General features: G+C 70.2%; 11 protein-coding genes. 5 read left to right on the top strand and 6 right to left on the bottom strand.

The window, feature by feature from the left end:
* The first annotated feature begins 5 nt into the window (after window positions 1–5).
* Both AC07DS_RS33205 and AC07DS_RS33200 read left to right on the top strand, forming a co-directional pair.
* Window positions 6–1,463, top strand: coding sequence for a cytosine permease (locus AC07DS_RS33205; protein WP_479151343.1), 1,458 nt, complete (start codon window positions 6–8; stop codon window positions 1,461–1,463).
* A 54-nt stretch (window positions 1,464–1,517) separates the two neighbouring features.
* A complete protein-coding gene (locus AC07DS_RS33200; RefSeq protein WP_145883444.1) occupies window positions 1,518–2,489 on the top strand; it encodes an LLM class flavin-dependent oxidoreductase in 972 nt (323 codons plus the stop codon).
* 239 nt (window positions 2,490–2,728) lie between these two features.
* Here the strand turns inward: AC07DS_RS33200 and AC07DS_RS33195 are convergent, their stop codons facing one another.
* The 4 genes from AC07DS_RS33195 to AC07DS_RS33180 form a co-directional block, all read right to left on the bottom strand.
* Window positions 2,729–4,147, bottom strand: coding sequence for a sugar porter family MFS transporter (locus AC07DS_RS33195; RefSeq protein ID WP_479151341.1), 1,419 nt, complete (start codon window positions 4,145–4,147; stop codon window positions 2,729–2,731).
* Between the two features lie 206 nt (window positions 4,148–4,353).
* Window positions 4,354–7,968: a chromosome segregation protein SMC gene (gene smc, locus AC07DS_RS33190; protein WP_479151339.1), complete on the bottom strand. Its 3,615-nt coding sequence runs from the start codon at window positions 7,966–7,968 to the stop codon at window positions 4,354–4,356.
* A gap of 271 nt (window positions 7,969–8,239) precedes the next feature.
* On the bottom strand, window positions 8,240–8,443 hold the full coding sequence (locus AC07DS_RS33185; protein ID WP_067004905.1) for a hypothetical protein: 204 nt from the start codon (window positions 8,441–8,443) through the stop codon (window positions 8,240–8,242).
* A 382-nt stretch (window positions 8,444–8,825) separates the two neighbouring features.
* Complete coding sequence (locus tag AC07DS_RS33180; RefSeq protein WP_145883447.1) at window positions 8,826–9,107, bottom strand: acylphosphatase; 282 nt, start codon at window positions 9,105–9,107, stop codon at window positions 8,826–8,828.
* Between the two features lie 186 nt (window positions 9,108–9,293).
* On the opposite strand from AC07DS_RS33180, the gene AC07DS_RS33175 reads away from it, so the two are divergent.
* Window positions 9,294–10,382 carry a CAP domain-containing protein gene (locus AC07DS_RS33175; protein WP_479151335.1) on the top strand — a complete coding sequence of 363 codons (1,089 nt, stop codon included), beginning with the start codon at window positions 9,294–9,296 and terminating at the stop codon, window positions 10,380–10,382.
* Window positions 10,383–10,391: 9 nt separating this feature from the next.
* Here AC07DS_RS33175 and AC07DS_RS33170 read toward each other — a convergent pair whose 3' ends face one another.
* On the bottom strand, window positions 10,392–10,832 hold the full coding sequence (locus AC07DS_RS33170) for a VOC family protein (RefSeq protein WP_479151333.1): 441 nt from the start codon (window positions 10,830–10,832) through the stop codon (window positions 10,392–10,394).
* A 150-nt stretch (window positions 10,833–10,982) separates the two neighbouring features.
* Here AC07DS_RS33170 and AC07DS_RS33165 point away from each other — a divergent pair, with 150 nt between their 5' ends.
* On the top strand, window positions 10,983–11,264 hold the full coding sequence (locus AC07DS_RS33165; protein WP_479151331.1) for a hypothetical protein: 282 nt from the start codon (window positions 10,983–10,985) through the stop codon (window positions 11,262–11,264).
* 100 nt (window positions 11,265–11,364) lie between these two features.
* Here AC07DS_RS33165 and AC07DS_RS33160 read toward each other — a convergent pair whose 3' ends face one another.
* The gene (locus tag AC07DS_RS33160; protein WP_145883450.1) at window positions 11,365–11,949 is read right to left on the bottom strand and encodes a flavodoxin family protein; all 585 of its coding nucleotides are present in this window, start codon (window positions 11,947–11,949) and stop codon (window positions 11,365–11,367) included.
* A 136-nt stretch (window positions 11,950–12,085) separates the two neighbouring features.
* Here AC07DS_RS33160 and AC07DS_RS33155 point away from each other — a divergent pair, with 136 nt between their 5' ends.
* A complete protein-coding gene (locus tag AC07DS_RS33155) occupies window positions 12,086–12,478 on the top strand; it encodes a winged helix-turn-helix transcriptional regulator (protein WP_479151328.1) in 393 nt (130 codons plus the stop codon).
* Window positions 12,479–12,519: the final 41 nt, after the last annotated feature.

Genomic DNA, 12,519 nt, shown 5'->3' with positions numbered 1-12,519 from the left:
CTTTCATGAGCAAGACAGCCGAGACCGAAGGCGCTCTCGAGACCCGCGGCATCGAGCAGGTACCCGACCACGAGCGCACCGCGCGAACCCGCGAGCTGTTCCCGACCTGGGTCGGCGCCAACATCAGCGTGCTGCTGCTCACGATGGGCGCGAGCCTGGTGGTGGCGTACCACCTGAACATCTGGCAGGCGCTCGTCGTCGCGGTCGCCGCGCCGGTCGTGTCGTACGGTCTGGTCGGGCTGATCGGCATCGCGGGCAAGCGCGGCGGGGCGCCGGGCATGGCGCTGTCGCGCGCGGTGTTCGGGCAGCGCGGCAATCTGCTGCCCGGTTCGCTGATCTGGGTCGCCCGCTGGGGCTGGGAGACGATCAACGCGGTGACCGGCGCCTACGCGATGCTCACCATCCTGGACATCGGATTCGGCATCAGGGCCAACAGCGTGCTGGACATGGTGATGCTGCTGGCGTTCGTGGTCACCACCTTCGCGATCTCCGGGCTGGGCATCAACGCCGTCCAGAAGTGCAACAAGTACGCGACCTACTTCTTCGGCGTCTTCTCGGTGCTGGTGCTGGTGTACCTGACCGTGAACACCGACTGGTCGAAGGTGATGGACCACAGCGCCGGTTCCACGGCCGCCGTGATCACCGGTATCGGCATGATCGCGGCGGGTGGCGTCAGCTGGATCCCGTCGGCACCCGACTTCACCCGCTACCTGCCGCGCACGGCGTCGTCGAAGGCGATCGTGGGCACGGCGGTGGGCGGCGCCGGCATCGTCGTGCTGCCGATGGTGCTGATGGGCGCGGTGATGGCGGTCTCCACCCCCGACCTGGCCTCGGCCTCCGACCCCGTCTCCTTCCTCGGCGAGATCCTGCCGACCTGGATCGCGGTGCCGTACCTGCTGATCGCGCTGATCGGCATGCTGCTGATCAACTCCATGTCGATGTACTCGGCGGGCTTCACCGCACAGACCCTCGGCATCAAGGTGCCCCGGCACTGGGCGGTCTCGGTCAACGCCGTGATCTCGCTGGTCTTCGGCGGGGTGCTGATGCTGGTGGCGACCAGCTTCCTGGGTTCCTTCATCGCCTTCCTCTCCCTGCTCGCGGTGGCGTTCTCCGCGTGGGTCGGCGTGTTCGGCGCGGACATGCTCCGCCGGACCGAGTACGACGGCGCGGCCATGACGGACACCACCCGCACCAGCGCCTACTGGTACCGGGGCGGTTTCTCCCCGGCCGCGGTGGCCGCCTGGGCGACCGGCCTGGCGGCGGGCCTGATGTTCACCACCTCGGACTGGTTCACCGGCCCGCTGGCGAAGAACAACGTCATCGGCGAGTACGGCCTCGGCTGGGTCGCCACGATCGTGATCTCCGGACTGCTGTACCTGGCCCTGCCGAAGCCGGCGGTGGTCACACCGCGGACGGCGGAGGCGACCGAGGAGGCCGAGGAGGCCGAGCCCCTGGCTGTCTGACGCTCCGTCAGCTAACGTCCCCCTCCACCGAGCTGTACCGGAGGGGGACTTCCCATGCCCGTCACGGTCGTGCGTTTCAACCTCGTCGCTCCCGGCGCCGCCCCCGCCTCCCTCGCCGCCCGCTACCGGGCCGCCCTGGAGATGGCCGCGTACGCGGACGAGCACGGGATCACCACCGTCCAGACCGAGGAGCACCACGGCGCCGACAACAACTGGCTGCCGTCGCCGTTCGCCTTCGCCGGCGCGGTCTTCGGGGCGACCCGGAACATCGCGGTGACGGTGTCGGCGGTGATCGGCCCGCTGCACGATCCGCTGCGGCTGGCCGAGGAGATCGCCGTACTGGATCTGCTCAGCGGCGGACGGCTGGTGACGGTGGCCGGGATCGGCTACCGGCCCGAGGAGTACGCCCTGTTCGACGTGGACTGGAAGCGGCGCGGCCGGCTGCAGGACGAGCTGCTCGAGACCCTGCTGAAGGCGTGGACCGGCGAGGAGTTCACGTACCGGGGCCGTACGGTACGGCTCACCCCGCGCCCGTACACCGATCCGCACCCCCTGCTGCTGGTCGGCGGCTCCTCGAAGGCCGCCGCCCGTCGGGCCGCCCGGCTCGGTCTGCCGTTCTTCCCGAGCGCGCATCTGCCGGAGCTGGAGGCGTACTACAAGGAGCAGCTCACCGTGTTCGGCACCGAGGGCTGGACGATGATGCCGGCGGCCGAGACCCCGCTGCTGCACCTCGCCGAGGACCCGGACCGCGCGTGGTCCGAGTACGGCGGGCACTTCCTGCACGAGGCCCGCACCTACGCCTCCTGGCAGTCCGGCGACATCCGCTCGGCGGTGCGGTCGGCGGCCACGACGGTCGAGGAGCTGCGCGCCGAGGGCGTGTACCGGATCCTCACGCCGGAGCAGTGCGTGGCGCAGGGTCTGGACAGTCTCGTCCTGCATCCGCTGGCGGGCGGGATGCCGGTGGAGGAGGGGTGGCGCAGCCTGCGGTTGTTCGCCGAGCGGGTGCTTCCGGAGCTGGGCGGCTGAGCTCCGGGCGACGAAAGGGTGGTCCGGCGCGGTCGGTCCGGCGGCTTCGCGTCGTGGCGTACGACGGTCCGGGGGTTCACCGCTCGTGCGGTCGCCCGGCCCGCTTCCTGCCCGGGCCGGCCGAGGACGTGCGGACATGACACCGTCGCCCCCGCTCGGGCAGTGGCCGAGCGGGGGCGACGGACGGTACGAGGAGCCGGGCAGCGGGGACTTGGCCCGTCTCCTCGGGACTGTGGGGCCTAGCCCATCTCCTCCAGCGCCTTGCCCTTCGTCTCCTTGACGAACTTCAGGACGAACGGGATGGAGAGCGCGGCGAAGACCGTGTAGATCACGTAGGTGCCGGCCAGGTTCCAGTCGGCCAGCGACGGGAAGCTCGCGGTGATGGCCCAGTTGGCGATCCACTGCGCGGCGGCTGCCACACCCAGGGCGGCGGCGCGGATCTTGTTCGGGAACATCTCGCCGAGCATGACCCAGACGACCACACCCCAGGACAGGGCGAAGAAGAGGACGAAGACGTGGGCGGCGACCAGGGCGATCCAGCCCTGCGTCGCGGGCAGCCTGCCGTCGACCAGGTGGTGGGAGAACGCCCAGGCCTCCAGGGCCAGGCCGACGGCCATGCCGACCGAGCCGATGAGCGCGAGCGGCCTGCGGCCGACGCGGTCCACGAAGATCATCGCGATCACGGTGCCGACGATGTTGATGATCGACGTCGTGAAGGAGTAGAAGAACGAGTCCGTCGGGTCGACACCGACCGACTGCCACAGCGTCGAGGAGTAGTAGAACGCGACGTTGATGCCGACGAACTGCTGGAAGACCGAGAGGCCGATACCGATCCAGACGATCGGCTTGAAGAAGAAGCCACCGCCGAGCAGGTCCTTGAACGTGGACTTGTGCTCGCTGTTCATCGCCTGCTCGATCTCGGCGACGCGGGCGTCCAGGTCGCGGTGCTCACCCTCGACCTCGGCGAGGATCTCGCGGGCGCGGTCACGCTTGCCGGCGGAGATGAGGAAGCGCGGGGACTCGGGGATCGCGAAGGAGAGCAGGCCGTACAGCACGGCCGGTACGACCATCACGCCGAGCATGACCTGCCAGGCCTCCAGGCCCATCAGCTTGCCGCGCTGGTCGCCGCCTGCGGCATTGAGCAGGCCCCAGTTGACCAGCTGCGAGATGGCGATGCCGATGACGATCGCGGCCTGCTGGAAGGAGCCGAGGCGGCCGCGGTACGCCGGCGGAGCGACCTCGGCTATGTAGGCGGGGCCGATGACCGAGGCCATGCCGATGGCGAAGCCGCCGACGACGCGCCAGAGAGCGAAGTCCCACAGCGAGAAGGGCAGGGCCGAGCCGACGGCGCTGACCGTGAACAGCAGGGCGGCTATCTGCATCACGCGGATACGGCCGATCCGGTCGGCGATGCGGCCGGCGGTCGCGGCGCCGACGGCACAGCCGATCAGGGCGATGGCGATGACCTGGGCGAGGGCCGCGGAACCGATGTCGTAGCGGTCGCGGATTGCCTCGACGGCGCCGTTGATCACGGAGCTGTCGTAACCGAACAGGAAGCCGCCCATCGCGGCCGCCGCCGCGATGAAGATGACGTGCCCGAGGTGCTCGGGGTGAGCCGTCCTGGCTCCTTGCTGAGGTGCCTGCGCTGTGCTGGTCACGGAAAAACTCCTCGGGCCACGGCAACGCTGCCGGGTGGGGGGTGAGCCCTCTCAGGTGGTGACACCTGAAGGTAAAAGCAACGTTGCAGAGACTATGCCTTCAAGTTTCGAAGTCAATAGTTCATCTGCTGTGAGTTTTGAGATAGCCCTAAGGAACTCTGTGTTCAAGAAGTGAACATAGAGTCAGTTGATCTTGAGGGGCTTGCCTAACGGAGGCGCTGAGAGATGACCTTCGACACGCCGTCGCCCTGCATGGACACGCCGTAGAGCGCGTCGGCGACCTCCATCGTGCGCTTCTGGTGCGTGATCACGATCAGCTGCGAGGACTCCTGCAGCTCCTGCATGATCCGGATCAGCCGCTGGAGGTTGGTGTCGTCCAGGGCGGCCTCGACCTCGTCCATGACGTAGAACGGGCTCGGCCGGGCCTTGAAGATCGACACCAGCATCGCCACCGCGGTCAGCGACCGCTCGCCGCCCGACAGCAGGGAGAGCCGCTTGACCTTCTTGCCCGGCGGGCGGGCCTCGACGTCGACGCCCGTGGTGAGCATGTTGTCGGGGTCGGTCAGGATCAGCCGGCCCTCACCGCCCGGGAACAGCCGGCTGAAGACGCCCTCGAACTCGCGGGCGGTGTCCCGGTAGGCCTCGGTGAAGACCTGCTCGACGCGCTCGTCGACCTCCTTCACCACCTGGAGCAGGTCGGCGCGGGTCTTCTTCAGGTCTTCGAGCTGCTCGCTGAGGAACTTGTGGCGCTCCTCCAGCGCGGCGAACTCCTCCAGAGCGAGCGGGTTCACCTTGCCGAGCTGCTGGTAGGCGCGTTCGGCGGCCTTGAGCCGCTTCTCCTGCTCACCGCGCACGAACCGCCTCGGCTGGTTGCGCGGGTGCTCGGGGTCCTCCGGCAGCTCCTCGCCCTCGGCGGGCGGGGACGGCGGTACGAGCTGATGGGGGCCGTACTCGGACATGAGCCCCGCGGGCTCCACGCCCAGCTCCTCCAGCGCCCTGGTCTCCAGCTGCTCGATCCGCAGCCGCTTCTCGGCGCCGAGCACCTCTCCGCGGTGGACGGAGTCGGTGAGCTTGTCGAGCTCGGCCTTGAGGTCGCGGCCGTCGGTACGCGCGGTGGCCAGCTCCCGCTCCCGCGCGGCCTTTGCGGCCTCGGCCGCGGCCCGTTCCTGCTCGGCGCGGGCCACGGACACCTCGACGTGCGCGAGCAGCTGGCGTGCACCGGAGGCGACGGCCTCCGCGACGGCCGCCTCGTGCCGCAGCCTCGCCCGCCGCTGCTCGGCACGCACGCGTGCCTCGCGCTCCGCGCGGGCTGCGCGGTCCAGCGAATCGGCCCGCCCGGCGAGCCCCTTCACCCGCTCCTCGTGGGTACGGACCTGGAGCCGGGCCTCCATCTCGGTCTGCCGGGCATTGGCGCCGTCGGCCGAGAGCCGGTCCCGCACCGAGGTGTCCGGCTCCTCCTCGACCGGCATCTCCTCGGCGACGGCCAGCCGTTCGGCCAGTTCTTCGGCGTCCTGCACGGCCTTGTCGAGCGCCTCCTGGGCACGTGCCGCAGCCGCCGTGGACCGCTCGGCCTCCCCGGCCGCACCGCGCGCCTGCCCGGCGAGCCGCCCCAGCTGCTGGGCCACGGCCGACTTCTCCCGGTCGGCGGCCCGGCGCCGCTCCCCCAGCTCCTCCACGAGCGCGGCGGCCTCGGTGCGCCGCGCGGCCGCCGTGTGCTGCGCCTCGCCCAGCTGCTCGCACCGCACCGCCAGCTCTTCCAGCTCCGCCGCGGCCTCGTCCACGGAGGCCTGTACCTCCAGCAGACTGGGCGCCCCGGCCGACCCGCCGTGCGCGAAGTGCGCGCCGAGCAGGTCGCCCTCGGCGGTGACGGCGGTCAGCCCGGGGTGGGCGTAGACGAGATCCTCGGCGTCCTCGAGCGTGCCCACGACGACGATGCCGCGCAGCAGGCGGCGTACGGCGGGCATGAGTTCGGCGGGGCCGCGGACGAGGTCCGCCGCGGGAGGTGCCGTGGTGCGCAGTTGCTCGTCCGCGGGTTCGTCGCGGCCGGTCGCGGAGTTCACCGCGCCCTCTCGGGGCACTGTCCCGCTGCCGGTTTCCTCCGGCGCCCCCGCCAGCAGCAGCGCCGCGCGCCCACCGTCCTGCTTGCGCAGGAGCCGGATCGCCTCGGCCGCGGACGCCGGTGTCGTCACGGCGATGGCGTCGGCCGCCGCACCGAAGGCCGCGGCCAGGGGAACCTCGTAGCCCGGGGTCACGGTCAGCAGTTCCGCTGCCGGGCCGAGGAGTCCGGCCAGGCGGTCCCGGGCGCCCAGCAGTATCCCGGTGCCGTCCTTGCGCCTGAGGCCCAGCGCCAGCGCCTCGTGGCGGGCCTGGGTCGCGGCACGCCTGCGTTCGGCCGCGGTGGCCGCCTCGCGGGCCGCGTTCGACGCGGACTCGGCCTCGGCGAGCTGCCGCTTCGCCGCCTCGTGCTGCTCGGCCAGGTCCGCGTCGCCGGCGTCGAGGCCGTCGACCTCGGCCTTGAGGGCCTCGTACTCCTCCTGGGCGGTGACGGCACGCTCCTGTGCCTCGTCGCGGGCGGCGGCCAGCCGGTCGATCTCGGACTGGGCGGCGGCGGCTCGCGAACGGGCCGCGTTGACCTGGCCGTTGAGGCGGGCCAGACCCTCACGGCGGTCGGCGATCGCGCGGGCCACGTCCTTCAGGCGCCGCTCCTCGACGGCCAGCTCCCGCTCCAGTTCGGCGCGGTGCGCGACCGTGTCCTCCAGGGCCCGCTCGGCCGCCTCCAGGGCCGCCTCCAGCTCGGCCTCCTGCTCACGGATGCGGGCGGCCTCGCGCTCCATGTCCTCGGGGTCGCGGCCGCGCCGCTCCTCGGGGGGTGCGGAGGTGGCGCTCTTCACCCGGGCGTCGGCCAGCGAGATCGTGCCGCGCACCCGCTCGGCCAGCTGGGAGAGCTCGTACCAGGTCTGCTGGGCGCGCTGGAGGCGCGGCGTGAGCTGCCGTACCTCGTCCTCCAGCAGGGCCTCCCGCTGGAGCGCCTTTTTCAGCTCCTGCTCGGCGGCTTCCCTGCGCTCCTTCAGGGCCGCCTCGTCGGCGATCTCGGTCTTCAGGGCCTCGCGCAGTCGTACGAGGTCGTCGGCGAGCAGGCGCAGACGCGCGTCACGGAGGTCGGCCTGGATGACGGCGGCCCGGCGGGCCACCGCGGCCTGGCGGCCGAGCGGCTTGAGCTGGCGGCGCAGTTCGTCGGTGAGGTCCTGCACGCGCGCGAGGTTGGCCTGCATCGCGTCCAGCTTCCGCAGCGCCTTCTCCTTGCGCTTGCGGTGCTTGAGCACACCCGCGGCCTCCTCGATGAAGGCGCGGCGGCCCATCGGGTCCGCGTGCAGGACGGAGTCGAGCTGGCCCTGGCCGACGATGACATGCATCTCGCGGCCGATTCCGGAGTCGGAGAGGAGGTCCTGGATGTCCAGGAGACGGCAGGTGTCGCCGTTGATCTGGTACTCGCTGCCGCCGTTGCGGAACATGATCCGCGTGATGGTGACCTCGGCGTACTCGATGGGCAGCGCCCCGTCGGAGTTGTCGATGGTCAGGGACACCTCGGCGCGGCCCAGCGGCGGGCGGCCGGTGGTGCCGGCGAAGATGACGTCCTCCATCTTGCCGCCGCGCAGCGACTTGGCGCCCTGCTCGCCCATGACCCAGCTGAGCGCGTCCACGACGTTGGACTTGCCCGAGCCGTTCGGGCCGACGACACACGTGATACCCGGCTCGAACCGGAGCGTGGTCGCCGAGGCGAACGACTTGAAGCCGCGGAGGGTCAGGGCCTTGAGGTGCACGGCGCTGGACTCTACCTTCCGCCGCTATCTCACTCCACGAACACTCGCAACCCCACGGTTTCGCCAATGAACATGCAGGGCACACCAGACGTTAAAGACAGTGAAAGGATGCGCGGGGGAAAGAAAGAGCAAGAAAGAAAAGAGCAAGAAAGAAGGGACGCCGAAGCGTCCCTTGCAACTCTGACGACCGGGTCTCAGCCGTCTGACAACTGTGCGGTTGATTACGGGCAGCCCAACCGCTGCGACTGCTGTTGTGGAGCTGATGCAGCGATCAGGTGAGCGCAGGCTCCGCCTGGTGTGCGTCGATGCTCTCCATGATCCTGTCCTGAGAGGCGGCAGCCGTCAGCGCGTCGTTCTCCGCCTGGATGCGTCCGAGCTCGGACTCCAGGTCCTGGACACGCTGCTGCAGCCGTCGCATCTCGGCGAGGAGTCGAGGGTCGGAGCCGCCGACGTAACCGAGAAGCGCCTTTGCCATGATGGATGGTCCTCCACACTGAGTGACCGACCGATGCGGTGTGGGTCGTGAGGGATTCGCACCCGCGGTGCTTGACACACTCGAGTGTTGCTCTGCCGTTCTTACATGCCAAACAGCTAAGGTGCGCGGGGCTTTCAGCGTCTCACCAAAAAGTTTGACGGTCAACACGATCACACCCTGTATTGGCGGGCAGACCCGGGGCACGCGGCCTTCGAACGGCGGCGCTGCTGCTCCTGCGGGGCCCTCAGGGCGTGACGATCAGCTGTTCCGGGGGAGCCTGCCACGCCTCGCCCTTCTTGGCAACCACCAGCCCATTTCTGCTTCAGGCATGTGCCCGGGGCAGATCGCCGCAGGCCGGCCTGCGGGGCTTTACAGAATCGGGTCAGCGGATGGCGAAGCCGTCGTAGCCGCCGCGGGGTGTGTCCCAGATCTCGGTGACACCGTCCACGTGTCCGGGCGTGTCGCCGCCCCCCAGCCAGTCCAGCAGTCCCTCGCAACCCGGGCGTGGCCCTTCCGCGACCACCTGGACGCGGCCGTCGCCCAGATTGAGAGCAAAACCACTCAGGCCGCCGATCTCCAGCGCCTTGGCCCGGGTGAACCAGCGAAAACCCACACCTTGGACACGTCCACGGACCCAGGCAACCAGTCGAACATCCTCGCTCATGAGTGCAAACTAACGGGCCAAAGTCACTCGGAACACTTCCCGCCCCACCCGTATGGGGTACCGTCCCGACCCAATGAATCTCATATGAAACTCACTAGATCGAGTGAGTTGGGTTGACCGGAGGTCAATCGCCACCGCGGCGCCGGGCGCCGGGTCGACTCCGCGAGACGAGAAGAGGGCAAGGACATGGGACGCCACCGACGCTCCGCCGCCGGCCACGCCGCCCCGGGCCGCGCCACGGGGGTCACCCACCCGAACCGCCCCGTCACGGGCGGCGAAGACCCGCTGAACTCGTACGCGGGCGACCGCGCCCCCATGGGTATCGCGCCGTACCTGAACCCTGAGGCGTACGCCGAGGCCAACGCCAAGAGCACGGCCTATCTGTACGGCGAGCCGTCGTGGGACGCCGCCGGCGGCAGTGGGTTCACCCCGGCCGGCGGTCCGCCCCAGGGCCACCGGCACCGCAAGAGGGTCGCGAAGCCGGTGCGCACGGGACTGCTCGGAGTCTCCGCCGCCGTCGCCCTCGGCACGGTCGCGGTGACCACGGGTGCGGTGCCGGGCCTGCAGCACTACCAGCTCGGCGGCGGTTCGCACACCACCGGCGGCGAACGGGTACAGGCCGCGGACTCCCCCAGCAACACCACCACCGAGCAGGGCGGCACCTCGGGCAGCGCGGACAGCCCGGTCGGCGGCGCGCCCGCCGGCCGTGGCACCGCGCCCTCGACGGCGCCGACCCCGTCCGCGTCCGCCTCCCCCACCGAGTCCGCCTCGGCCTCCGCCGCCCCGACGAAGAAGCCGTCGAAAAAGCCGAAGCCGGCCGGCAAGCCGAAGCACACCCCCTCACACAAGGGACCCAAGGCGCCGACGGCGTCCTCCGCGCCCGTGACGGTGTCGGCCCAGGCCGCCGCCGAGGCGGAGGTGCTGAAGCTCGTCAACGAGGAGCGGGCGAAGGTCGGGTGCAGCGCGCTGTCGGCGAACTCCTCGCTGACCGGGCTGGCCGAGGCGTTCAGCGGCGACATGGCCGCACGCGACTTCTTCGACCACACGGACCCGGACGGGGCCACCCCGTGGGACCGGGCCGCGAAGGCGGGCATCACCGGCCTCGGCGGCGAGAACATAGCCCGCGGCCAGGCGGACGCGGCGGCCGTGATGCAGGCCTGGATGGACAGCCCCGGCCACCGCGCCAACATCCTGAACTGCGACTTCAAGACCCTCGGAGTCGGCGTGCACTTCGGGTCGGACGGCCCCTGGTGGACGCAGGACTTCGGCTACTGAGAAACCTTCTCAGCTCAGCTGCTCGGCCAGTCCGACGATGATGCCCTCCGGGCCGCGGAGGTAGCAGAGCAGACAACTGTCCTCGAACCGGGCGATCTCGCCGACGAGTTCGGCGCCGTGCGGGCGCAGGCGGGCAACGGTGTCCTCGATGTCGTCGACGGCGAACATGACGCGGTGCGTGCCCAGAATGTTGTGCGGCCGGTCGCGCGGCCCCGCGCTGATCACCGCGGGGCTGCGGTATTTCGCCAGCTCGAGCCGGCCGTGACCGTCCGGGGTCCGGACCATCGCGATGTCACAGCGGACGCCGTCGAGTCCGGTGCACTGGTCGGCGAAGGGGCCCTCGACCTCCGCCCTGCCCTCCAGCTCCATACCGAGTTCCACGAAGAACGCGATGGCGGCATCCATGTCCTCGACGACGATGCCGACGTTGTCCATCCGCTGAATCGCCATGGCGGCTTCTCCTTCTTCCTCGTGCGGCCGGTGGTGGCCGATGATGCCCCCGGGACGGAGCCGGTGGCACGTTCTCGACATCCGCAGACCGCCTGGGTCCGAAAAATCTGGACCGAGCCACCGCCGGCACGGCAGAACACACCACGGCCGATGATCGCCGACCTGCTCCGGCCGCCCCTTGAATGGCACACCCCGGATTCCGTGCAGAGGATGGAGAGGTGGGCGCGGCCTCTGGCTCCGAGCTCCGGAGCCCGGTATCTCGGAGGTTGCGAGATCAACGCGCACTTCCTGCCGGCCGGCCCTGTGCCGAATGTCGGCGAACCCGGAGACGAGATGGCCATCCGCCACCTCGCGACGACCGACATCACACGCGGCGAGTTCGGCTATTTCGTCGACCGACCGGCCCCAGCCGCCAACGACGACCAACGCTGACGACCACCGACAGCCAAGTCGCAGGTCGCAGCGTTGATCGAGTGCACGGTCGCAGGTCGGAGCCCCGGCCCTGCACTTCTTCGGCTGCTGCGCCGAGCCCTTACGCGGCGGCGCGGCCCAGTGCGAACACCTTCGCCGTCTCCGTCACCCGGCGGCCCAGGTGCTCGGCCGTGGCCACGTCGGCCTTGTGCACGCCCTCGGGGCCCTCGTCCACGTTGGTCTGGGCGGCCGCGCCCGCGAAGACTCCGAGGCGGTTGAGGTCGTGCTCGGAGCCCTCGCTGTTGTTCCAGCCCGGGTGCAGGCCGAGGTTGACCCAGTTCATGCCGTGCTGGGCCGCGAGGATCTGGAAGAACTGCAGGGTGTGCAGCTTGTCGCCGCTCTTGGAGCCGGAGTTGGTGAAGCCGGCCGCCAGCTTGTCCTTCCAGTCCTGGCCGAACCAGCGCTTGGAGGACGCCTCGGCGAAGACGTGGAAGGCGCCGGAGGCGGTACCCATGTAGGTGGGCGAACCGAAGACGATCGCGTCGGAACGGTCCAGGGTCTCCCACTGCTCGTCGGTGATCTCGTCCACCTTGATCAGGTGCACCTCGGCACCGGCCTCAGCGGCACCGGCGCGGACGGCCTCGGCGAGCACGGCGGTGTGGCCGTAGCCGGAGTGGTAAGCGATGGACACAACGGGGGTGGTCACGATGATTGCTCCTCTTAGGCAAGCCAAGCGCTCGAACAGCCCGAACAGGCAGCTCATAAGCGGTAACCACAGGAAAGCACTAACTTCTGGATAGTGCAACCGGGTGGTTAGCGCTGCGCTCGCGTACGCTTGCCCCATGACAGGCATGACCCAGGATCAGGACGACCTCGCGTACAACGTGTTCGCCAAGGCCTGCCCGTCGCGCGGCACGCTGGAGCACGTCACGGGCCGCTGGGGCGGCCTGACGCTCGGCGCGCTGCAAGAGGGCTCGCTGCGCTTCAACGAGCTGCGCCGCCGCGTCGACGGTGTGAGCGAGAAGATGCTGTCCCAGACCCTGCACGCGCTGGAGCGCGACGGCCTGGTGCACCGTGAGGCCCAGCCGACCAACCCGCCCCGCGTGGACTACTACCTGACGCCCCTGGGCCACCGGGTCGCCGAGCGGCTGCTCGCCCTCATCCACTGTGTGGAGGGCTCGATGGACGACGTCCTCGCGGCCCGCGAGGCGTACGACGCCCGGCAGCCGTCGTAGCCCGACCGGGATTCAGTCCCCGTCGCCGCCGTCGGGCAGCG

The organism is Streptomyces sp. NPDC044064 (genome assembly GCF_056434245.1).
The sequence above is the reverse complement of the archived record's forward strand: the minus strand, read 5'-3'. Positions and strand labels throughout refer to the sequence as shown.